Origin of the sequence: Pseudomonas rubra (assembly GCF_028656935.1) — a bacterium.
Lineage (GTDB): Bacteria > Pseudomonadota > Gammaproteobacteria > Pseudomonadales > Pseudomonadaceae > Aquipseudomonas > Aquipseudomonas rubra.
In genome coordinates, this window is record NZ_JAMDGZ010000013.1 from 110,451 (window position 1) to 132,968 (window position 22,518).

At 60.2% G+C, this 22,518-nt stretch carries 21 protein-coding genes; 10 read left to right on the forward strand and 11 right to left on the reverse strand.

Annotation, left to right across the window (positions count from 1 at the left end; genetic code table 11):
• Window positions 1-2: 2 nt before the first annotated feature.
• The 5 genes from hisC (at window position 3) to M5G17_RS06435 (ending at window position 4,017) form a co-directional block, all read left to right on the forward strand.
• Complete coding sequence (hisC, locus tag M5G17_RS06415; protein WP_273892148.1) at window positions 3-1,049, forward strand: histidinol-phosphate transaminase; 1,047 nt, start codon at window positions 3-5, stop codon at window positions 1,047-1,049.
• 132 nt (window positions 1,050-1,181) lie between these two features.
• Window positions 1,182-1,832, forward strand: coding sequence for a FadR/GntR family transcriptional regulator (locus M5G17_RS06420; RefSeq protein ID WP_273892149.1), 651 nt, complete (start codon window positions 1,182-1,184; stop codon window positions 1,830-1,832).
• A 15-nt stretch (window positions 1,833-1,847) separates the two neighbouring features.
• The gene (locus tag M5G17_RS06425) at window positions 1,848-3,131 is read left to right on the forward strand and encodes a CynX/NimT family MFS transporter (RefSeq protein WP_273892150.1); all 1,284 of its coding nucleotides are present in this window, start codon (window positions 1,848-1,850) and stop codon (window positions 3,129-3,131) included.
• Window positions 3,132-3,210: 79 nt separating this feature from the next.
• Entirely contained in the window at window positions 3,211-3,681 is a 471-nt protein-coding gene (locus M5G17_RS06430) for a nuclear transport factor 2 family protein (protein WP_273892151.1), read from the forward strand.
• A 42-nt stretch (window positions 3,682-3,723) separates the two neighbouring features.
• Complete coding sequence (locus M5G17_RS06435) at window positions 3,724-4,017, forward strand: GIY-YIG nuclease family protein (RefSeq protein WP_273892152.1); 294 nt, start codon at window positions 3,724-3,726, stop codon at window positions 4,015-4,017.
• Window positions 4,018-4,026: 9 nt separating this feature from the next.
• Here the strand turns inward: M5G17_RS06435 and M5G17_RS06440 are convergent, their stop codons facing one another.
• Window positions 4,027-5,808 carry a DUF2599 domain-containing protein gene (locus tag M5G17_RS06440; RefSeq protein WP_273892153.1) on the reverse strand — a complete coding sequence of 594 codons (1,782 nt, stop codon included), beginning with the start codon at window positions 5,806-5,808 and terminating at the stop codon, window positions 4,027-4,029.
• A gap of 250 nt (window positions 5,809-6,058) precedes the next feature.
• Between M5G17_RS06440 and M5G17_RS06445 the strand changes: the two genes are divergently transcribed.
• Window positions 6,059-7,225 carry a DUF2599 domain-containing protein gene (locus tag M5G17_RS06445; protein ID WP_273892154.1) on the forward strand — a complete coding sequence of 389 codons (1,167 nt, stop codon included), beginning with the start codon at window positions 6,059-6,061 and terminating at the stop codon, window positions 7,223-7,225.
• A gap of 60 nt (window positions 7,226-7,285) precedes the next feature.
• Complete coding sequence (locus M5G17_RS06450) at window positions 7,286-7,993, forward strand: DUF2599 domain-containing protein (protein WP_273892155.1); 708 nt, start codon at window positions 7,286-7,288, stop codon at window positions 7,991-7,993.
• A 53-nt stretch (window positions 7,994-8,046) separates the two neighbouring features.
• On the opposite strand, the gene yejK is transcribed toward M5G17_RS06450, so the two are convergent.
• Window positions 8,047-9,054, reverse strand: coding sequence for a nucleoid-associated protein YejK (gene yejK / locus M5G17_RS06455; RefSeq protein WP_273892156.1), 1,008 nt, complete (start codon window positions 9,052-9,054; stop codon window positions 8,047-8,049).
• Between the two features lie 408 nt (window positions 9,055-9,462).
• On the opposite strand from yejK, the gene M5G17_RS06460 reads away from it, so the two are divergent.
• Complete coding sequence (locus M5G17_RS06460) at window positions 9,463-9,744, forward strand: HU family DNA-binding protein (protein ID WP_009398256.1); 282 nt, start codon at window positions 9,463-9,465, stop codon at window positions 9,742-9,744.
• A gap of 51 nt (window positions 9,745-9,795) precedes the next feature.
• On the opposite strand, the gene rlmF is transcribed toward M5G17_RS06460, so the two are convergent.
• The 5 genes from rlmF to M5G17_RS06485 form a co-directional block, all read right to left on the reverse strand.
• Entirely contained in the window at window positions 9,796-10,758 is a 963-nt protein-coding gene (gene rlmF, locus M5G17_RS06465) for a 23S rRNA (adenine(1618)-N(6))-methyltransferase RlmF (protein WP_273892157.1), read from the reverse strand.
• A 97-nt stretch (window positions 10,759-10,855) separates the two neighbouring features.
• Window positions 10,856-13,702 (reverse strand): valine--tRNA ligase, encoded by a 2,847-nt coding sequence (locus tag M5G17_RS06470; RefSeq protein WP_273892158.1) that lies wholly within the window; start codon window positions 13,700-13,702, stop codon window positions 10,856-10,858.
• 159 nt (window positions 13,703-13,861) lie between these two features.
• Complete coding sequence (locus M5G17_RS06475; protein WP_273892159.1) at window positions 13,862-14,218, reverse strand: DNA polymerase III subunit chi; 357 nt, start codon at window positions 14,216-14,218, stop codon at window positions 13,862-13,864.
• Between the two features lie 5 nt (window positions 14,219-14,223).
• Window positions 14,224-14,652 (reverse strand): DNA polymerase III subunit chi, encoded by a 429-nt coding sequence (locus tag M5G17_RS06480; RefSeq protein ID WP_273892160.1) that lies wholly within the window; start codon window positions 14,650-14,652, stop codon window positions 14,224-14,226.
• A 51-nt stretch (window positions 14,653-14,703) separates the two neighbouring features.
• On the reverse strand, window positions 14,704-16,197 hold the full coding sequence (locus M5G17_RS06485) for a leucyl aminopeptidase (protein ID WP_273892161.1): 1,494 nt from the start codon (window positions 16,195-16,197) through the stop codon (window positions 14,704-14,706).
• A gap of 286 nt (window positions 16,198-16,483) precedes the next feature.
• Here M5G17_RS06485 and lptF point away from each other — a divergent pair, with 286 nt between their 5' ends.
• Together lptF and lptG are read left to right on the forward strand one after the other, a co-directional pair.
• A complete protein-coding gene (lptF, locus tag M5G17_RS06490) occupies window positions 16,484-17,599 on the forward strand; it encodes an LPS export ABC transporter permease LptF (RefSeq protein WP_273892162.1) in 1,116 nt (371 codons plus the stop codon).
• Window positions 17,592-18,653: an LPS export ABC transporter permease LptG gene (lptG, locus tag M5G17_RS06495; RefSeq protein ID WP_273892163.1), complete on the forward strand. Its 1,062-nt coding sequence runs from the start codon at window positions 17,592-17,594 to the stop codon at window positions 18,651-18,653. Before lptF ends, lptG begins: the two co-directional genes overlap by 8 nt.
• A 51-nt stretch (window positions 18,654-18,704) precedes the next feature.
• Here the strand turns inward: lptG and M5G17_RS06500 are convergent, their stop codons facing one another.
• The 4 genes from M5G17_RS06500 to M5G17_RS06515 form a co-directional block, all read right to left on the reverse strand.
• Window positions 18,705-19,193 carry an RDD family protein gene (locus M5G17_RS06500; RefSeq protein ID WP_273892164.1) on the reverse strand — a complete coding sequence of 163 codons (489 nt, stop codon included), beginning with the start codon at window positions 19,191-19,193 and terminating at the stop codon, window positions 18,705-18,707.
• A 171-nt stretch (window positions 19,194-19,364) separates the two neighbouring features.
• The gene (locus tag M5G17_RS06505; RefSeq protein ID WP_007934683.1) at window positions 19,365-19,577 is read right to left on the reverse strand and encodes a cold-shock protein; all 213 of its coding nucleotides are present in this window, start codon (window positions 19,575-19,577) and stop codon (window positions 19,365-19,367) included.
• Between the two features lie 348 nt (window positions 19,578-19,925).
• Window positions 19,926-21,050: a glycine cleavage system aminomethyltransferase GcvT gene (gene gcvT, locus M5G17_RS06510; RefSeq protein WP_273892165.1), complete on the reverse strand. Its 1,125-nt coding sequence runs from the start codon at window positions 21,048-21,050 to the stop codon at window positions 19,926-19,928.
• Window positions 21,051-21,078: 28 nt separating this feature from the next.
• The gene (locus M5G17_RS06515) at window positions 21,079-22,455 is read right to left on the reverse strand and encodes an L-serine ammonia-lyase (protein ID WP_273892166.1); all 1,377 of its coding nucleotides are present in this window, start codon (window positions 22,453-22,455) and stop codon (window positions 21,079-21,081) included.
• Between the last annotated feature and the right edge of the window lie 63 nt (window positions 22,456-22,518).

Below are 22,518 nucleotides of genomic sequence, written 5' to 3' on the forward strand. Positions count from 1 at the left end.
GCATGAGTAAATTCTGGAGCCCCTTCGTCAAAGACCTGGTGCCTTATGTGCCGGGTGAGCAGCCAAAGCTGGCCAAGCTGGTCAAGCTCAACACCAACGAAAACCCCTACGGCCCATCGCCCAAGGCGCTGGAGGCCATGCGTGGCGAGCTGAACGACAACCTGCGTCTGTACCCGGACCCCAACAGTGACCTGCTCAAGCAGGCCGTCGCTGGCTACTACGGGGTGCAGGGCAACCAGGTATTCCTCGGCAACGGTTCGGACGAAGTGCTTGCGCACATCTTCCACGGCCTGTTCCAGCACGATGCGCCGCTGCTGTTCCCGGACGTCAGCTACAGCTTCTACCCGGTCTACTGCGGGCTGTACGGCATCCCGTTCGAGGCGGTGGCCCTGGATGAGCAGTTCCAGATTCGTGTCGAGGACTATCGCAAGGTTAACGGCGGGATCATTTTCCCCAACCCCAATGCACCAACGGGTTGCTTGCTGGCCCTGGAGGCCATCGAGCAACTGCTCAAGGCCAATCCTGATTCGGTGGTCGTGGTGGATGAAGCCTATATCGACTTTGGCGGCCAGACCGCTATCAGCCTGGTGGATCGCTACGACAACCTGCTGGTCACCCAGACCCTGTCCAAGTCGCGCTCGCTGGCCGGCTTGCGGGTAGGCCTGGCAGTGGGGCACCCTGACCTGATCGAAGCGCTGGAGCGGATCAAGAACAGCTTCAACTCCTACCCGCTCGATCGCATGGCGATTGTCGGTGCGGCCGCTGCGTTCGGTGATCGTGCTTACTTCGACGAGACGTGCCGCAAGGTGATCGACAGTCGCGAGTCGTTGGTCAAAGAACTGAGCGCTCGCGGTTTTGAAGTACTGCCATCGGCGGCCAACTTCATCTTCGCCCGCCACCCGCAGCACGATGCCGCCGAACTGGCCGCCCGCCTGCGCGAGCAAGGGGTGATCGTGCGTCACTTCAAGCAGGCGCGGATTGCCCAGTTCCTGCGCATTACCATTGGTACGCCGGAGCAGAACCAGGCGTTGCTTGATGCACTGAACTGATTCGCGGGGCAAGTCGAGTCGTCGCACCGCCGCTCCCACAGGATTCATTGATCCTCAGTGGGAGCGGGCTTGCCCCGCGATGGTTTTTGCCGGTAACCTCTGTTTCTCAAATTCATCCGATGATTGGATGTCATGATGTTATTGATCAAACGTTCCCTGGTCGAACAAGCCGTCGACCAACTGCGCCAGCGCGTTGCCAGCGGCGCCTGGGCGGTGGGCCAGCGCCTGCCGACCGAGCCTGAGCTGGCCAGTGAGCTGGGTATCAGCCGCAACACGGTACGTGAAGCCATGCGGGTACTGGCTTTCAGCGGCCTGGTTGAAGTTCGCCAGGGTGACGGCAGCTATTTGCGTACCGCCGTCGACCCCTTGCAGGCACTGCAGGCGTTGTCGCGCTGCGACTTGGAGCAGGCGCGCGAGACGCGCCATATCCTAGAAGCCGAGGCCATAGGCCTGGCCGCGCTGCGCCGCACCGATGCCGACCTGCAGGGCCTGCGTGACGCCCTGGCGCACAGCAGTGCGCATTTTCATGACGACCTGGAGCGCTATATCAGCTGCGACCTGGTGTTCCACCAGCGTCTGGTCGATGCCGCACATAACCCGGCCTTGAGCGAGCTGTACCGCTACTTTTCCGGAGTGGTGGCGGCCACCTTGCACCACAACCTGAGCCATGCTCCCCGCTGTCAGCAGGTGTTCGACCTGCATGGGCAGATTCTCGATGCCATCGAACAACGCGATCCGGACAAGGCCAAGGCCCTGAGCCGGACCCTGATCAACGAATCCTGACCTTGCGAGACTGCCATGGCGCATGACATTCCCCGAGCTGCGGCGCCGGCCAAAGGGCCGGAGCTGGAAGAGCTGCTGATCGATGCTGAAGCCGACGACGAACAGGTGCAACAGCAACCGTTGCTGCTCAAACGTCCGTGGCTGTTGTTGCTCGGCCTGGTGCTGGTGGCGCTTAACCTGCGTCCGGCGCTGTCGAGCATGGCGCCGCTGCTCAGTCAGGTGTCCGACAGCCTTGGCCTGAACGCTTCCCAGGCAGGCCTGCTGACCACCTTGCCGGTGCTGTGCCTGGGCCTGTTCGCGCCGCTGGCGCCAGTGCTTGCGCGGCGTTTTGGCAGCGAGCGGGTGGTCCTCGGCATTCTGCTGGTGCTGGCTGCGGGTATCGCTGTGCGCAGCGCCTTTGGCAGCACCGGGGTGTTCGTTGGCAGTATCATGGCCGGGGCCAGCATCGGCGTGATCGGTGTGCTGTTGCCGGGCATCGTCAAACGGGACTTTCCCCAGCATGCCGGGACCCTGACCGGGGTCTATACCATGGCCTTGTGCCTGGGGGCGGCGATGGCAGCGGGTGCTACCGTGCCATTGAGTAAAGGGCTGGGTGACAGCTGGTCGCTGGGCCTGGGATTCTGGTTGGTGCCGGCATTGCTGGCGGCGCTGATCTGGCTGCCACAGGCCCGTCAGGGCCATGGCGCGCACCATGTCGCCTATCGCGTGCGGGGGCTGCTGGGTGACCCGCTGGCCTGGCAGGTGACCCTGTACATGGGCTTGCAGTCGTCGTTGGCCTATATCGTCTTTGGCTGGTTGCCCTCGATTCTTATCGGTCGGGGGCTGAGCCCTACCCAGGCAGGGCTGGTGCTGTCCGGTTCGGTGATCGTGCAGTTGATCAGTTCGCTCAGCGCCCCGTGGCTGGCGACCCGTGGCAAGGATCAGCGCCTGGCTATTGTCGTGGTCATGCTGTTGGCGCTGGCCGGCCTGTTCGGTTGCCTGTACGCGCCTCTGGACGGGCTGTGGGGTTGGGCAATCGTGCTCGGCCTGGGGCAGGGCGGTACCTTCGCCCTGGCGCTGACCCTGATCGTGCTGCGTTCAAGCGACGCCCACGTGGCGGCCAACCTGTCGAGCATGGCCCAGGGCATCGGCTATACCCTGGCGTCCATGGGGCCGTTCGCAGTCGGCCTGGTGCATGACTTGACCGGTGGCTGGAGCGCGGTGGGCTGGATCTTTGCCGTATTGGGTATTGGCGCCATCGGCTTTGGCCTGAAGGCCGGGCGCAACCTGCATGTGCAAGTGGTCAGCGAGCGGGTTTGAATCCAGTGGGAGCGGGCTTGCCCCGCGATGGTTTTTGCCACTATGGTGCGGGTCTAACCATTGGACACGGACCCGCCAAATGAGCGACGCCAACACTGCCTTGATCACCCGCTTCTACCAGGCGTTCCAGCGCCTGGATGCCGAAGCGATGGTTGCCTGCTATAGCGACGATATCGTCTTCAGCGACCCGGCCTTCGGCACCTTGCGCGGCAAGGATGCCGGTGACATGTGGCGCATGCTCACCACCCGTGCCAAGGACTTTTCCCTGACTTTCGATCAGGTCCGTGCCGATGAACAGAGTGGCGGCGCCCACTGGGTGGCGACCTATCTGTTTAGCCAGACCGGGCGCACCGTGGTCAACGACATCCAGGCACGTTTTGTGTTTCGTGACGGCAAGATTTGTGAACACCACGACAGCTTCGACCTGTGGCGCTGGTCGCGTCAGGCATTGGGCGCTACAGGGCTGTTGCTGGGCTGGTCGCCACTGCTGCAGGGCAAGGTACGTGCCCAGGCGCAGAAAGGCTTGCGGGCGTTTCAGGCGGGGAGCTGAGGCGCTAAGCTAGCGGCTTTGTCGAACTGTTCTAAATTCACTGTGACTGATGCCATTACCGATTACCCCGGAAAACCCTGGTTCGTCTATCTGGTCCGTGCCGCCAACGGATCCCTGTACTGTGGTATCAGCAATGATCCGCAGCGACGATTCCTTGAGCACCAGAAAGGGAGTGGCGCGCGTTACTTCAAGACCAGCCCGGCGAAGGCGCTGGTCTACGTCGAACAGTGGCCGGACAAGGGCGAAGCCCTGCGTCAGGAGCGGCTGGTGAAGAAGCTGCGCAAGAAGGCCAAGGAGGCCCTTGTTGCTAGCTACGTCGCCCAGCCAATGCTCTGAGTGATAGGCCTACAGAGGGTTGCACCCTGCAGAAACGGCGGCCTCATGGGAAACATTAGGGCGGAAAGGCTCCAGATTCCAATGCGCTTTGGGGCGGTACTCGGTCAGCAGGCAAACCAGTTGTCGACGCATGCTGCCCTCAGACTTTTCGTTCTCAGTCCATTGTGAGTCCTTGCCGTTTCTGCTCACCAGTTCATCGTACATAGCGTCAGTCTGGGCGCGCTTTCTGATTTCTCTGCCAAAGGCCGTAGGGGTCACCTGCAGTGTCCACTCGTTTTGCCCGGTACCGGGGTCATAGCGGTTTATCCATTGGGTAGAGGCTATATAGACGCCAGGTTGTTGCGATGAAGGCGTATCGGTATCGGTGCTCGAGTCAGCGCTGAGCGGGTTACAGTGGGCCGCTACAGCTACGTCATGCTCAACATAGGGGCGAAACGGTTCCAGGTACCAATTGTCCTTACTGCGGTACTCGGTGAGCAGGCATACCAGTTGGCGTCGCATACTGCCCGGCGTTTTTTCATTTTCGCGCCACTGTGTGTCGTTACCATGTCTGGCGAGCAACTCTTCATACATGGCATTAGTCTGCGCACGCTCCCTGATTTCTCGGCCAAAGGCCGTGGGGGTTACACGCAGCGACCATTCATTTTTTTTAGTGTCGGAGTCGTAGCGACTGACCCATTCGCTCTTCATAATATAGATGCCGGCTACTTGTTCTGAAGTGTTGCCGCCCTGATTGTTATTTTGTTCTTCGTTATTCTCTCCGTTGCTTTCTTCGTCGCGATTCTCCAATGAAATTTGCTGGTCAGCAGCGACATAGCTGAAGCGTTCTTCCGCAGGTTTGTCGAAGTTGACCCTGAGGATCGGGACCAGGTAACCCTTGTCATACAGCTTTTTCTGGAAATTCCGTGCAACGGTCAATCCGTCTTCTGGTTTTTGCGGTGCAGTGTCACCCAAGGAAGGGTAGTTGTATGTCGTCGCCGGATTGTAGACAAAGGCATCAATGTATTTCATGTTCTCGGAGCCGTCATTGGTGTCCGAAGCGTTTTTCAGCATGAATTCATTGGTAAAGGTCTTAACTGCATACGGATCAAGCGCGCTCGTGGTTGCACGAGATTCATGGACTTTTATCATACTGTCCCATTGACTAGGGCTTTCAGCGTCCCAGGAACATTGGGGTTTTTGTATCCGGTTCAGCGGATTTAAAATTCCAGGGGTGTAACGACTTAACCAGTCTGCATCGTTGTTGACGTTTTGATCTGGGCAGGAGCCATAAGCAATTTCCGAGTTTTTATTGATACGTGGGCCCTTGCCTGCGTTGGCTGGGATGTTTTCATTGGTTTGCCCGCACCCATACCATTTACGATCGGGTCCAGTGCCAGCATCAAAGGAGTAGATGCAAACAAAGCCACTTTCTTTGATGGGCAATTTCAGTTTTTCGGCGTCGGCAGGATTGCGCATGATCATCCCGGCGGGACGGATCAATGTATTGATGCTGAGATCGCGACGAATCCAGGACCATGAGGTAGCTCCGGTCTTGATCGCATAGGGGCTGTAGTCCCAAGGGTAGAAATCCCCGTCGTTGACCATTCTCAGGGATACACCACTGCAGTAGTAGTGTCCGCGGGCGGCGCTGCTTCCTACTTCGGTGCAGTGGGTGTCTGTCTTGTTGTAATTATTATTTATTCGCTGGGTCGTTTCGTTGGGCGGAAGTACAGGCGCCAGAAGTGTCGCGTGCGCGTGAATGACCGGAAATACAATGAGTGTGCCAACCGCCAGTAGTTTGCTGTTCATGTAAAAACACCTGTGGATTCGATTGGATGTGTCGCGAGTGTATGCACGCATCGAGCAGTGCGCAACTGACAAAAATATCAGGTGCCGCACCTGATATTTTTGCTAGTTGTTTGATTTTTTCTTGGGCGTATACATTCGTTCTCGGGGCTGGCGACTGCTCTGGAAACCGTCAGCAGGTTGCTGCGAAGGGCAGAGGGCCTTGATACCCACTTGCTGTTTCTGGGCTTTGTTTTTCATAGAGGATATGGAGATGAATGCATCCAACAGATGTAGGCTTGTTGTTTTCGGGCTGCTTGCATTGGCGGTGACACGCTTCGCTACTGCAGCGCCGACGGCGGATGAAATAGGATTGGCGACGGTCAAGGATTTGCAAGAGCTGTATTACAATGATGTGAAAGATTGTGGGGGTAAAGCCAGGCCTGCTTATCTGTGTTCTGGTGTTGTTTTTCGCGCGACGTATCCCTCGAATGACTATCATACGTGGGACTACAATCCAAGTTCTACAGCTGTGTCGTTTTCCTATCTGCGTGTAGATGCTGAGTTTCGTAAGCTGGTCAGTGGTCTGAATAGCGGATTTATTTTGTATAATCAGGATATTGCTCCGCCGGGGCGTTTTTCACTGGATTATCTGTGTTTTTTTCCTATCGACGGGGGGACCAATGCACGTGAAGAGTTGGGCTGTGGACAAAGCCCGCGAGGGGAGATAAGTAAGCGTTGTGACATGCAACAAATAGATACAGGCCAGAAATGGTACGAGAAGTATTCGGGCAAAGATGGAATGGGTAACTGGAATCAATGCGGTTTTTATTTGTCTGGCGACGCACGTAAACAGTCGGCAGCCGCGTTCACCGCTGGCCTGGAGGGCGGGCGGCTTGCCAGTAATAAAACGATCACCCAGCAAAATGAGTTCAGAATCGCCAAGTGGTCAACAACCCCGCGTGGCACCTTTCCGCTGAGGGCCTTCTTCTACACGACGGGAGGTCTGGAAAATGCTCAGGCGGCGCAGCGAGACTACAAGCAAACCTCAGGTTGGTTTGCCCCTGTCATTGAACTGACGTTGCCACAAGCTACTGCTGAGGATGCGAAGTTTTCGTATAAAAGCGCTGACCAGGTTATCGCGCCTGATGACAAGGACACTGTTGTCGGAGGCGGCGGTAGTGAGACCTGCGACAGCTATGTGGAAAGCGCCGAATGGGTTGAACGCTACGATCCCGGTACCAAAAAGGATGAATGGACACTGGCAGTTGTACCCACTGCCTGTGGCCGCCAGGTACGGGATGACAAGGGCAATCAGGCGTTCTACGACGAGTTGTTCGCCAAGTTTGGAGCCGACCCGCAATGGCGCGACAATGACGGGGGTGGGATGTACCGTCAAGTGGTTTGCCATATGATCATTGCCAGAAACAAATCGCCCTAGAATCTGGAGCCCTTCCGGCCGGATGCTACCCAGGAGCAAGCTGCGGCACGGGGTTGTAACGTGGTGCCGGGCCCTGCTACAGGTGGCGTTGAAGGCGGAAAATACATTCAGTCAAGCGAATGGATTTTGCGTCACGATCCAGGTACAGGTAAAGAAGAATGGACGCTGAGCGTTACCCCTACCACGTACGGACGTGACATCGGCCCGGATGAAACCGATGCAATGTATCAGGAGTTGCTTGCATTGAACGGTGCTGACTCTCAGTGGCAGGAAAATGAACGTGCCGAGGGCAGTATGCGGCGGCAGATGGTGTGCCTGTTGGTCAACTATCGAAGCAAGCGAGAGTGGAATCTGGAGCCGTTCCGCCCTTATGTTTCACATGAGGAGGCCACTGCGGCCAAGTGTAACCCTGTAGAGGATGGCGGTACCGAGACCGGGGAAACCAAAGGCAAGTATATCCAGTCGGCCAAGTGGGTTTACCGTGATGACCCGGATACCGGGAATAAAGTATGGACACTGTCGGTTGTGCCCACGGAGCAAGGGCGAAAGGTTCGCAGCAGTGAAACGGATGCCATGTATCAGGAGCTGTTCAACCTGCACGGTGCCGACCAGCAATGGCAAGAAAATGAAACATCGTCGGGCAGCATGCGGCGACAACTGGTTTGCCTGATCGTCAATTACCGAAGTAAAGCGATCTGGAATCTTGAGCCTTTCCGTCCTTACGTCAGTCATGAGCAGGCGACGGCTGCTGGCTGCAATCCAAGGTAAAACGCAAATACGTCCACTGTCCGCCGCTGTTCGCGGGCGGACAGTGGTGCGTTTCAATCCTTGCGACGCTTGAGCTGATCAGTGAGCTGCGTCGGCAGGCCCTTGATGATCAGGGTGCCGGCTTCCTCGTCATACTCGATCTTCGAGCCCAGCAGGTGCGCTTCAAAGCTGATCGACAGGCCCTCGGCGCGCCCGGTGAAGCGGCGGAACTGGTTGAGGGTGCGCTTATCGGCGGGGATTTCCGGCGACAGGCCGTAGTCCTTGTTGCGGATGTGCTCATAGAACGCCCGCGGGCGGTCTTCGTCGATCAGCCCCGAAAGCTCTTCAAGGGCCACTGGCTCGCCGGCTTTGGTCTGGCTGGTGGCATAGTCAACCAGGGTCTGGGTTTTCTCGCGGGCGGCTTCTTCAGGCAGGTCTTCGCTTTCGACGAAGTCGCTGAAGGCCTTGAGCAGGGTGCGGGTCTCGCCCGGGCCGTCGACGCCCTCTTGGCAGCCAATGAAGTCGCGGAAGTACTCCGAAACCTTCTTGCCGTTTTTGCCCTTGATGAACGAGATGTACTGCTTGGAGGCCTTGTTGTTCTGCCACTCGGAGAGGTTGATGCGGGCGGCCAGGTGCAACTGGCCCAGGTCCAGGTGGCGCGAGGGCGTCACGTCGAGCTCGGCGTTCACCGCTACGCCTTCGCTGTGGTGCAGCAGGGCGATGACCAGGTAGTCGGTCATGCCTTGCTGGTAGTGGGCAAACAGCACATGGCCACCGACCGACAGGTTGGACTCTTCCATCAGTTTTTGCAGGTGCTCGACGGCGACCCGGCTAAAGGCGGTGAAGGTACTGCCTTGGTCCAGGTATTCCTTGAGCCAGCCGCTGAACGGGTGGGCGCCGGATTCTGCGTGGAAGAAGCCCCAGGCTTTGCCCTGCTTGGCGTTGTAGCTGTCGTTGAGGTCGGCCAAAAGGTTTTCGATGGCGCCGGACTCGGCCAGTTCGGTGTCGCGTGCGTGCAGCACGGCGGGGCTGCCATCGGGTTTCTTGTCGATCAGGTGGACGATGCAATGACGGATCGGCATGGGATTCTCGGTTGAAAATGGGCGGTGCTGGCCGCGTTGCAAAGTGGCCAAGTGTACCTCAGCACGGGGGTGATTCAGCGGCCAGATGTTGGCAGATATGTCGGTTGTTCGTTTTTTGTTCAGAAATCTGTGTTTTTTCGCGCAAACCCCCGAAAAACCTGAACATTTGCCCTGTGGGAGGCGGATATTTATCCATTCCTGTGGTAGTTTTGCCCGGTCTTGCGCCCCGTGTGTGGCGCATTGCTGGCAGACCGCTTGCGTCACGTCGAACCAAACGTCGTTTTACGTATCTACATACGCGATAGACGTGGCTGTAACACCGGACCGCCGGCTACCCCGCAGGTCTGGCTCGATGACTGACGTAGCACTCTGCATACTCACTGAATTTGATAGGGAAGGAACACCACCATGGCATTGACCAAAGACCAACTGATCGCCGATATCGCTGAAGCTATCGACGCGCCAAAAACCACCGCGCGTAACGCTCTGGAGCAACTGGGCCAGATCGTTGCTGATCAACTGGAAAATGGCAGCGAAATCACCCTGCCAGGCATCGGCAAACTGAAAATCACCGAGCGTCCTGCCCGTACCGGCCGCAACCCTTCGACTGGCGCTGCCATCGAAATCGCTGCCAAGAAAGTCGTCAAGTTCGTACCGGCCAAAGTGCTGACCGACGCTGTAAACAAGTAATTGTAAACAGCTCGACAAAAGCCGCGTCCGGGTTGCCCGGACGCGGCTTTTTTATGCCTGGGTTTTGCTCCAGTGCAGCTGTCGCCAGGCCTGGCGTGCTGCAGCATCCTGGAAGGTCCAGGCGACCATGCGGCTCTGTTTCTGCCCTTGGCCCATCTCCACCACCCGCTGCTCGACGGCCCCGGCCTTTTTCAACGCCGCCTCGATACCGGGCAGGTTGGAGGCCTTGGACACCAGGCTGGTGAACCACAGCACCTGCTGGCCCAGGCATGCGCTTTCGGCCACCAGTTGGCTGACAAAGCGGATCTCACCGCCTTCACACCACAGTTCGTTGTTCTGCCCGCCAAAGTTCAGCACCGGCAACTTGCGCTTGGGATCGGCCTTGCCCAGGGCTCGCCATTTGCGCTGGCTGCCACGGGTGGCTTCGTCGCGCGAGGCGTGGAAGGGTGGGTTGCACAGGGTCAGGTCGAAGCGCTCGTCGCCTTTGAGTAGCCCCAACAGGATGTGCTTGCGATTGTCTTGTTGGCGCAGGCTGATGGCCTTGCCCAGGCCGTTGGCCTTGACGATGGCGCCCGCCGCAGCGAGCGCCGTGGCATCGATGTCCGAGCCGAGGAAGCGCCAGCGATAATCGCTGTGGCCCAGCAACGGGTAGATGCAGTTGGCGCCGACGCCGATGTCCAGTGCCTGGACTTGCGCACCTCGGGGGATTTCGCCGCCGTTGTCTTCGGCCAGCAGATCGGCAAGTACGTGCACGTAGTCAGCCCGGCCAGGAATCGGCGGGCACAGGTAGTCAGCCGGAATATCCCAGTGCTGGATACCGTACTGGGCCTTGAGCAGGGCGCGGTTGAACACCCTGACCGCATCCGGGTTGGCGAAGTCGATGCTCGGCTTGCCATGGGGGTTGGTGATCATGAACCGGCCCAGCTCCGGGCTGCTCTTGATCAACTGGGGGAAGTCGTAGCGGCCCTGGTGGCGATTGCGCGGGTGCAGGGTCGGTTTGTTGGTTGTGGTCATCTTGATGTCCGGTGGAAAGCATCGCGGGTCAAGCCTGCTCCTACAGATCTGTGGGAGCGGGCTTGACCCGCGATGGCATCACTGAGGTCAGTGATCGTTACAAGGCGGCAATCCGCGCATGCTGCTCGGTGAAGTTGGCCAGGGCCTGTTCGGCCTCAGCCAGCTTGGCGCGCTCTTTGTCGATCACCGCAGGCGGTGCCTTGTCGACGAAGGCGGCGTTGGACAGCTTGCCACCGACGCGCTGGACTTCACCCTGCAGGCGCTGGATCTCCTTGTTCAGGCGAGCCAGCTCGGCGTCCTTGTCGATCAGGCCGGCCATCGGCACCAGCACCTGCAGATCGCCAACCAGGGCGGTGGCGCTCAGTGGTGCCTCGTCCTGTTCGCCGAGCACGGTGAAGGATTCGATCTTCGCCAGCTTCTTGAGCAGCGCTTCGTTTTCCTGCAGACGACGCTGGTCTTCGGCGCTGGCGTTTTTCAGGAACAGTTGCAGTGGCTTGCCCGGGCCAATGTTCATTTCGCCACGGATGTTGCGCACGCCGAGCATCAGTTCCTTGAGCCATTCGATGTCGCCTTCGGCAGCGGCATCGATGCGGCTTTCATTGGCCACTGGCCATGGCTGCAGCATGATGGTCTTGCCTTCAGCGCCGGCCAGCGGCGCCAGGCGCTGCCAGATTTCTTCGGTGATGAACGGCATGAACGGATGGGCCAGGCGTAGCGCCACTTCCAGCACCCGAACCAGGGTGCGGCGAGTGCCGCGGGCGCGTTCGACCGGGGCGTTCTCGTCCCACAGGACCGGCTTGGACAGCTCCAGGTACCAGTCGCAATACTGGTTCCAGATGAACTCGTAGAGCGCCTGGGCGGCCAGGTCAAAGCGGAACTGGTCGAGCTGGCGGGTCACTTCGGCTTCGGTGCGCTGCAACTGCGAGATGATCCAGCGGTCGGCCAGCGACAGCTCGTAGTCTTCACCGTTCTGGCCGCAGTCCTCGCCCTTGTCCAGCACGTAGCGGGCAGCGTTCCAGATCTTGTTGCAGAAGTTGCGATAGCCTTCGACGCGGCCCATGTCGAACTTGATGTCGCGACCGGTGGAGGCCAGCGAGCAGAAGGTGAAGCGCAGGGCGTCGGTGCCGTAGCTGGCAATGCCTTCAGGGAACTCGGCCTTGGTCTGCTTGGCGATCTTCTCGGCAAGTTTTGGCTGCATCATGCCGCTGGTGCGTTTTTCCAGCAGCTCGTCGAGGGTGATGCCGTCGACGATGTCCAGCGGGTCAAGGACGTTGCCCTTGGACTTGGACATCTTCTGGCCCAGGCCATCGCGCACCAGGCCGTGCACATAGACGGTCTTGAACGGAACCTGCGGGGTGCCGTCCTCGTTTTTCACCAGGTGCATGGTCAGCATGATCATCCGGGCAACCCAGAAGAAAATGATGTCGAAACCTGTGACCAGCACGTCGGTAGAGTGGAATTTCTTGAGAAATTCGGTCTGCTGCGGCCAGCCCAGGGTCGAGAAGGTCCACAGGCCCGAGCTGAACCAGGTGTCGAGGACGTCGTTGTCCTGGTTGAGGACCACGTCGGCAGCGAGGTTGTGCTTGGCGCGGACTTCTTCCTCGCTGCGGCCGACATAGACTTTGCCGGACTCGTCGTACCAGGCCGGAATACGGTGGCCCCACCACAGCTGACGGCTGATGCACCAGTCCTGGATGTCGCGCATCCACGAGAAGTACATGTTTTCGTATTGCTTGGGCACGAACTGGATGCGGCCGTCTTCAACGGCAGCGATCGCCGGCTCCGCCAGCGGCTTGGTCGACACGTACCACTGGTCGGTCAGCCACGGCTCGATGATGGTGCCGGAGCGGTCGCCTTTGGGTACTTTCAGCGCGTGGTCGTCGACACTGACCAACAGGCCTGCGGCGTCGAAATCGGCGACGATCTGCTTGCGCGCAACGAAGCGGTCCAGGCCTGCGTACTGGGCGGGTAAGGTGGCGTCGAGGCTTTCGTTGACGCTGCCGTCGAGGTTGAACACCTGAGCTGCCGGCAGCACGAAGGCGTTCTTGTCGAAGATGTTCAGCAGCGGCAGGTTGTGGCGCTTGCCGACTTCGTAGTCGTTGAAATCGTGGGCCGGGGTGATCTTCACGCAGCCGGTGCCGAATTCCGGATCGCAGTAGTCGTCGGCGATGATCGGGATGCGCCGACCAACCAGTGGCAGATCGACGAACTTGCCGATCAGCGCCTTGTAACGCTCGTCTTCCGGGTTCACGGCAACGGCGGCGTCGCCGAGCATGGTTTCCGGGCGAGTGGTGGCAACGATCAGGTAGTCCTTGCCGTCAGCAGTCTTGGCGCCGTCGGCCAGCGGGTAGCGCAGGTTCCATAGGTGGCCCTTCTCGTCGTGGTTTTCCACTTCGAGGTCGGAGATCGCCGTGTGCAGCTTGGTATCCCAGTTGACCAGGCGCTTGCCGCGATAGATCAGGCCATCTTCATGCAGGCGCACGAAGGCTTCCTTCACCGCTTCCGACAGGCCGTCGTCCATGGTGAAGCGCTCGCGGCTCCAGTCGACTGACGAGCCGAGGCGGCGAATCTGGCGGCTGATGTTGCCACCGGACTGGTCCTTCCATTCCCAGACTTTTTCCAGGAACTTCTCGCGGCCCAGGTCGTGACGGTTCTGGCCCTTGGCTTCGAGTTGACGCTCGACCAGCATCTGCGTGGCGATACCGGCGTGGTCGGTACCCGGCTGCCACAGGGTGTCGCGACCCTGCATGCGGCGGAAACGGATCAGGGCGTCCATGATCGCGTTGTTGAAACCGTGACCCATGTGCAGGCTGCCGGTGACGTTCGGCGGCGGGATCATGATGGTGTAGGAATCGCCCGCGCCTTGCGGGGCGAAATAATTCTCGGACTCCCAGGTGTTGTACCAGGAAGTTTCAATAGCGTGCGGCTGGTAGGTCTTATCCATGCGCGGCGGGACCCTTAGGCATTTATTCAGGAAAGCCGAGAAGTATAACGGGGATAAGGGCCGGGGCGTAGCGTGAGGTGATGGCAGGAGGCAAAAACTATCGCGGGGCAAGCCCGCTCCTACAGACTGTGGGAGCGGGCTTGCCCCGCGAAGGTGTGTTTACTCGGGAAACTGGTTGAGCAGGCGCTCGAGCCGGGCATCGAGCCGGCGCTTGATCTCGCTCTCGATATGCGGGGCGAAATCGTTGATCACATCCTGCATGATCAGCTGGGCGGCGGCGCGCAGTTCGCTGTCCAGATGCAACAGGGTTTCCTGGCGCTTGGCCTGCGGGTCGGCGGGCGCTTGAGGCACAGGTTCTGGCGTCGCTTCGGCCTCTTCGAGCAGCAGCGGGATCTGCTCCTCGACGGTATCGGTCAACAGCGGCGGCTCAAGGGATGCATCGCCGAGCAACTGGCGGATCGACTCCAGGTCGTCCAGCAGGTGTGCGGATTGGGGCAGGGGTGTGGGTTTGTCCATCGTCTTCAGAGTCGCTGTAAGCGGTGATCTTGCAGAGCATAGCCCTGTTCGCGGTAGAAACGGAAACTCTCTCGGGCTGCCTGACGAATCGCCGGCTCTTCGACCACGATCTCGGCGATCCGGGCAAAGCGGGCGGAGAACGGTGGCACCTTGAGATCAAGGTTGATCAACAGGTCCTGGTGGCTGCCGGCGTCATCGCCCAGGCCCAGGCCGACACTGCCTTGCGGCTCGTCTTCGGCTGCGCTGTGCGGCACGAAGGCTTCTCCCTTGAAGGCCCACAGGCGTGCGTCCAGCTCATCGCGCTGGGCACTGTCGCTGCAATGCAGGTAGACCCGGTGCCCGAGGCGCCAGGCCTTTTCGCACAGCTTGCAGGCGAAATCCAGGCGCGCCGAGGGCGCGGCGCTGGGCAATATGTAGAAATCGACTTTGCTCATGATCGGCCTGCCGGCCGGCTACGCCCGAGGGCGCAGGCGGCCAGCGTCATCTCAGGCGTTGGCGCGATCGAGCAGGTACTGGGTCAGCAACGGTACTGGGCGGCCGGTGGCGCCTTTGTCCTTGCCGCCGCTGACCCAGGCGGTGCCGGCGATGTCCAGGTGGGCCCAGTTGTAGGCCTTGGCAAAGCGCGACAGGAAGCACCCGGCGGTGATGGTGCCGGCTTTCGGCCCGCCGATGTTGGCGATGTCGGCGAACGGGCTGTCGAGCTGCTCCTGGTATTCGTCGAACAGCGGCAACTGCCAGGCGCGGTCGTCGGCACGCTTGCCAGCATCGAGCAGTTGCCCGACCAGATCGTCGTTGTTGCCCATCAGGCCCGAGGTGTGGCTGCCCAGGGCGACGACGCAGGCGCCGGTCAGGGTGGCGATGTCGATTACAGCCTGGGGCTTGAAGCGTTCGGCGTAGGTCAGGGTATCGCACAGCACCAGACGGCCTTCGGCGTCGGTGTTGAGAATCTCGACGGTCTGCCCGCTCATGGTCGTGACGATGTCGCCCGGACGGGTGGCGCCGCCGCTCGGCATGTTCTCGGCACAGGCCAGCAGGCACACCAGGTTGATCGGCAGTTGCAGTTCGAGCACGGCGCGCAGGGTGCCGAACACGCTGGCGGCGCCGCCCATGTCGAACTTCATTTCATCCATGCCGGCGCCAGGCTTGAGGCTGATGCCACCGGTGTCGAAGGTGATGCCCTTGCCGACCAGTACGAAAGGCTTCTCGCTCTTCTTGCCGCCCTGATAGTTGAGCACGATCAGGCGTGGTGGCTGGTCGCTGCCCTGGCCAACGGCGTAGAAGGCGCCCATGCCCAGGTCCTTGATCTTCTTCTCGTCCAGAACCTCGACCTTCAGGGCCTTGAATTCCTTGCCCAGGGCCTTGGCCTGCTCGGCCAGGTAGCTTGGGTGGCAGACATTAGGTGGCAGGTTGCCCAGGTCACGGGTGAAGCCCATGCCGTTGGCGATGGCGACAGCATGCTTGACCGCACGCTCGACCTCGCTGACGCCAGCCTTGGTGCTGAGCAGGGTGATTTTCTTCAGGGCACGCGGTTCGGCCTTCTTGCTCTTGAACTGGTCGAAAGCGTACTGGCCATCGAGCAGGGTTTCGGCCAGCAGGCGCGTCTTGCCATAGAAAGCATCGCGACCGCTGACGTTGACGTCGTCCAGGGCCAGCGCCGCGTCACCGCCATTGAGGGCCTTGAGCACGGTCAGCACACTGGCGATGACTTTGCGAAAGCTGCGATCACCCAGGTCGCCATCCTTGCCGGTACCCACCAGCAGCACGCGCTCGGCCTTGAGGTTGGGCAGGCTGTGCAGCAGCAGGGTCTGGCCGACGTTGCCGGTCAGGTCGCCGCGCTTGAGCACGCTGGCCAGGGCGCCGCCGGTGGCCTCGTCGATGGCCTTGGCGATGGCGCCGAGTTTGCCGCCTTGCGTCACGGGCAGGACCAGGGTAGCGGTTTTCAAGGATGCAGCAGCTACGCTTTTTACAACCAGTTCCATGTCAGGTTCCCCGAATGATCTGTCAGTGCGCGCGGCTTGTGCCGGCGCGTCTAGGGTTGTGGCCGCGTGGTCGCGTACCAGCAATAAAGCCCCCAGTTTGAGCCTGCTTCGCCCGCGCTGACAACCCCGAGATGAAGCATTGTGCGGCGCCAAGTGACAGGCACGGTCAATCACAGGATAATGCGCCAACTTTTACCCGGGTTCGCTCCAGCGAGCGGGCTACTATGTTGGCTGTTATGGATTCCTTGTTTGGCTGTCCGAGCCTGACAACCCAGGAGTGTCTGGTTTGATCGTCTTTCGTTATCTGTCCCGCGAGGTCCTGGTGACCTTGAGTGCCGTCAGCGCTGTGCTGCTGGTCATCATCATGAGCGGGCGCTTCATCAAATACCTGGCCCAGGCCGCGCAGGGCGTGCTCGATCCGAGCGTGCTGTTCCTGATCATGGGCTATCGCCTGCCGGGTTTCCTGCAGTTGATCCTGCCTTTGGGGCTGTTTCTTGGGATCCTTCTGGCTTATGGCCGGTTGTACCTCGAAAGCGAAATGACCGTGCTCTCGGCCACCGGCATGAGCCAGCAGCGTCTGTTGGGCATGACCATGGCGCCGGCGGCGCTGGTTGCCCTGCTGGTGGCCTGGCTGAGCCTGGGCCTGGCACCACAGGGTGTGACCCAGGTGGCGCAGATCATCAACCAGCAGGATGCCCTGACCGAGTTCGATACCCTGGTGCCGGGCCGTTTCCAGACCCTGCGTGACGGGTCGCGGGTGACCTATACCGAACAGCTGTCGGAAGATCGGGTCAATCTGGGCGGCGTGTTCATTTCCGAGAAGCGCTTCAATCAGGACAAGACCAAGGACCGTGGTCCTTCGGTGCTGGTCGCCGAGAAGGGCCACCAGCAGGTCAATGCCGACGGTAATCGCTACCTGATCCTGGAAAACGGTTACCGCTACGATGGCAACCCGGGGCAGGCCGACTACCGGGCAATCAAGTACGACACCTACGGCGTGCTGTTGCCCAAGCCTGAAGTCAGCGAGGAAGTCACCGAGCGTGAAGCCATCCCGACCTCGCAACTGATCGGCAGCGACGGTCTGCGCGAGCGTGCCGAGCTGCAATGGCGTCTGTCGTTGCCGCTGCTGGTGTTTGTCGTGACCCTGCTGGCGGTGCCGCTGTCGCGGGTCAACCCGCGCCAGGGTCGCTTCCTCAAACTGCTGCCGGCAATTCTTCTGTATATGGCGTACCTGACAATGCTGATTGCCGTACGTGGCGCCCTGGAGAAAGGCAAGCTGCCGATCGGTCTGGGCATCTGGTGGGTTCATGGCCTGTTCTTGTTGATCGGCCTGGGGCTGATGTACTGGGAGCCGCTGCGCCTCAAGCGTGCCGCTCGCCGTGCGGAGGTGGCCCATGGTTAAGCTCGACAACTACATCGGCAAAAGCGTGCTGATGGCCATTCTGGCGGTGCTGGGGATCATTCTGGGCCTGGCCTCGCTGTTCGCCTTCATCGACGAGATGGGCGATATCACCGATACCTACACCTTGATGGATGCTGGCAACTTTGTCTTGCTGACTGCCCCGCGGCGTCTGTACGACATGCTGCCGATGGCTGCCCTGATCGGCTGTCTGATCGGCCTGGGCAGCCTGGCCAGCAGCAGCGAACTGACCATCATGCGCGCCGCTGGCGTGTCGATCGGCCGTATCGTCTGGGCCGTGATGAAACCGATGCTGGTGCTGATGCTGGCCGGTATCCTGATTGGCGAATACCTGGCCCCGGTCACCGAGAACAAGGCCCAGGCCGACCGTTCCCTGGCCCAGGGCGGTGGCGAGGCGCAGAGCTCCAAGCGGGGCATGTGGCACCGTCAGGGCGATGAGTTCGTGCACATCAACTCGGTGCAGCCCAACGGCCTGCTGTACGGCGTGACCCGTTATCGTTTTGACAACGAGCGGCACATGCAGACATCCAGCTTCGCCCGTCGCGCCCAGTACAAGGACGACCATTGGCTGCTCAGTGATGTCACCACCACGCATTTTCGCGGTGACAGCACCGAAGTGATCAAGACCCCCGAGGAGCGCTGGGATGTTTCGGTGACCCCGCAACTGCTCAACACGGTCGTGGTGGCGCCGGAATCCCTGTCGATCACCGGGCTCTGGGACTACATCCACTACCTGTCCGATCAGGGCCTGAACAATGCCCGCTACTGGCTGGCATTCTGGACCAAGGTGTTGCAGCCCATGGTTACCGCAGCACTGGTGCTGATGGCCATTTCCTTCATCTTCGGCCCTCTGCGTTCGGTTACCCTCGGTCAGCGGGTGTTCACTGGTGTGCTGGTCGGCTTTGTGTTCCGTATCGCCCAGGACCTGCTCGGGCCATCGAGCCAGGTGTTCGGCTTCCCGCCACTGCTGGCCGTAGTACTGCCGGCGGCCATTTGTGCGGTGGCCGGTTTGTGGTTGTTGCGACGCGCCGGATAGGTGATTGCAGGTACAAAAAAGCCGACACTTGGGTCGGCTTTTTTGTACCTGCTATTTTTTTAGCTTGGGAATCCGTACCAGCTGGGTGTCGGAATAGATGTCATGCCAGCAGCGCTTGCGCTTGTCGAACAGCGCCCAGATGAAACCCAGACCCAGGCAAAGCCAGGAGCCGATCGACACCACAAAGCGCAGCAGCGCCTGCCACAGGCTGATGGCGCTACCGTCGGAGTTCTGCACACGGATGCCCCATACCTGCATGCCCAGGGTCTGGCCGCCGTGGGTCCAGAACTTGGCAAAGAAACCAAACAGAGCGAAGAGCAAAATAGTCGAGAGCAGCGGGTCACCATCCAGAGCGCCAGCCTCGGTCAGTTCGCGCATGCGCGCTTCGCCGATAAAGGCCATCTGGATCATTTTGTAGGCGCCAGCGGTGACGATCAGCAGCGCGGTGCATAGCAGGAAGTCGTAGAACATGGCGGCCAGGCGACGGCCAAGGTCGACAACCGGGAATTCGCCCTGGGGCTGTAACAACTGCTTGGGCATACACGGGCCTCTTTGAGCAAAACCGCCATTCTACGAAATTATGCGGACGATTCGTTGCCCTGCGACACGGTTTACTTGTCAACTGCGCAATCGCGGGGCCAGCCCGCGCCCACATTGCGGGCACAAAAAAGCCCCTGCTGTTGCCAGCAGGGGCTTTTTTGTGGATGAAGATCAGCCTTCGGCTTGAACTTCGTCAGCCTGCATGCCTTTCTGGCCTTGCACAGCGACGAAGGTAACCTTCTGACCTTCTTTCAGGCTCTTGAAGCCGTTACCCTGAATAGCGCGGAAATGTACGAACAGATCCGGACCGCTTTCTGGAGTGATGAAACCAAAACCTTTCTCGTCGTTAAACCACTTGACGGTACCGCTCTGACGTTGGGACATTGTCTTATTTCCTTTGAAACTTAGAATTAGTAACAGCTTCTTCCAGATGAAAGAGTACTGGGCTGGGTTGCAGGAAAGTAAGAGACGTCGAACGGGTTGTAGCAAATCTCAGCGCTACTGCCCAGGTCACGAACCATAGCGACCCATGCAAACACAGTGCACAGACAATACGCTAACTTTGAAGACAAAAACAAGCCCTGCAGACCGCTACTGCTGTGCCTTTTAGCGGCCGTTCGGTGGATTTTTTCCGGCTCATTCCAAGCGCTGTTGCAACGTCGTTCGAAAGTTATAAAACGCGTTCGAATTCGAAAATCCGAACGCGTATGACACCCTGTTTCAAGTAACGATTCAGCCGCGATAATAGCGCTGGGCAACGAACGGCATCTTGCTGACTTTCATTGCCACGCGCTTGCCACGAACAATCGCCCACACCGCGGTATCCAATGCACTATGGCCTGTGTCCAGATACCCCATCGCCACGGGCGCATTGAGCGTCGGCCCAAAGCCGCCGCTGCAGATGCTGCCGATTACAGTGCCCGCCTCATCGACGATCTCGGCACCTTCACGTACTGGCGTACGTTCCTGCGGCAGCAGCCCCACGCGTTTGCGCGTAACGCCGTTTTGCTGCTGGGCAAAGATTGCTTCGGCACCGGGGAAGCCACCGGCGCGCTCACCGTCAGCACGCCGCACCTTAGAGATGGCCCAGAGCAAGCTGGCTTCAATTGGCGTGGTCTGGGTGTTCATGTCGTGGCCGTACAGGCACAGGCCGGCTTCCAGGCGCAGCGAGTCTCGCGCCCCCAGGCCGATGGCAGCCACTTCCGGCTCGGCCAGCAAGCGACGCGCCAGGGCTTCGGCCTTGTCGGCTGGGACCGAGATTTCAAAACCGTCTTCACCGGTATAGCCCGAGCGGCTGACATAGCAGTCGGCGCCCAACAGTTGCGCCGCTTGGAACTGCATGAAGGTCATCGTCGCCACTTCAGGCGCCAGGCGCTCCAGCACCTTGACCGCCGCCGGCCCCTGCAGGGCGAGCAGCGCACGCTCCTCGAACAGCGGCTGGATCTGGCACTGCTCGCCGATGTGCTTGCGCAGGTGCGCCAGGTCCTGCTCCTTGCAGGCTGCGTTGACCACCAGGAACAGTTCGTCGTTGCCCAGGTTGGCAACCATCAGGTCGTCGAGAATGCCGCCTTGTTCGTTGGTGAACATGGCGTAGCGCTGCATGCCTACCGGTAAGTCGATTATGTCGACCGGTACCAGGGTTTCCAGGGCCTTGGCGGCATTGGCGCCGCTCAGACGAATCTGGCCCATGTGCGACACATCGAACAGGCCAGCCTGCTCGCGGCTGTGCAGGTGCTCTTTCATCACCCCCAGCGGGTACTGGACCGGCATGTCGTAACCGGCGAACGGCACCATGCGTGCGCCCAGCTCCAAGTGCAGGGCGTGCAGTGGGGTCTTGAGCAGTGTTTCGGTAGACATTGATGACTCCTTGGGGCTTGAGAGGGTGTCAGCATTCGATGATGTTGACGGCCAGACCGCCGCGGGCGGTCTCCTTGTATTTGCTTTTCATGTCGGCGCCGGTCTGGCGCATGGTGCGGATGACTTTATCCAGCGAGACGTAGTGCTGCCCGTCGCCACGCAAGGCCATGCGCACCGCATTGATGGCCTTGACCGAACCCATGGCGTTGCGCTCGATACAAGGCACCTGGACCAGCCCGCCGATCGGATCGCACGTCAGGCCCAGGTTGTGCTCCATGCCGATCTCGGCAGCGTTCTCGACCTGCTGCACGCTGCCGCCCAGGACCTCGCACAGGGCACCGGCGGCCATTGAACAGGCAACGCCCACCTCGCCCTGGCAGCCGACTTCGGCACCGGAGATCGAGGCGTTTTCTTTATAGAGGATGCCGATGGCGGCGGCGGTGAGCAGAAAACGCACCACGCCGTCGTCGTTGGCGCCGGGGATAAAGCGCATGTAGTAGTGCAGCACCGCCGGGACGATGCCGGCGGCGCCATTGGTGGGCGCGGTGACCACACGTCCGCCAAAGGCGTTTTCTTCGTTGACCGCCAAGGCGTACAGGTTGACCCAGTCGAGCACCGACAAAGCATCGCGCAGACTCGCTTCGGGGTTGTTGCACAGTTGCCGGTAGAGCGCTGCGGCACGGCGTTTGACCTTGAGCCCGCCAGGCAGGATGCCTTCGTTGCGGCAGCCGGCCGAGACGCAGTCCTGCATGACCTGCCAGATGTGTAGCAGGCCGCTGCGGGTTTCGCTTTCCGGCCGCCAGGCGGCCTCGTTGGCCAGCATGATCTGGCTGATCGACAGGTTCTGCGCGGCGCAATGGCCGAGCAGTTGCTTGGCGGTCTTGAACGGGTAGGGCAGCACGGTGCTGTCTTCGACGATGCGGTCGGCGCCGGCGGCATCTTCATCGACCACGAAGCCACCGCCCACCGAGTAGTACTCGCGGCTGCGGATCTGCAGGCCGGCGGCGTCGAAGGCGCGAAAGATCATGCCGTTGGGATGATAGGCCAGCGGCTTGCGGATCATCGCCAGGTGCTGTTTTTCGACGAAGTTGATTTCCTGCTCGCCGAGCAGTTTCAGCCGGCCGCTGCTGCGGATGGCCTGCAGGCGTGCGGGGATGTTCTGGGTATCGACACTGTCGGGGTGTTCGCCTTCCAGGCCGAGCAGTACCGCCTTGTCGCTGCCGTGGCCTTTGCCAGTGGCACCGAGCGAGCCGTAGAGCTCGGCTTTTACACTGACCGTGGCCGTGAGCAGGTCGTCGCGGCGCAAGCCTTCGGCAAAGCGCGCGGCCGCGCGCATGGGGCCGACGGTATGGGAACTGGAGGGACCGATGCCGATCTTGAACAGGTCGAAGACGCTTAGTGACATGGTCTTACCCTCATTGATGGTCAAGAGCATCGCGGGTCAAGCCCGCTCCTACAGGGATAGCGG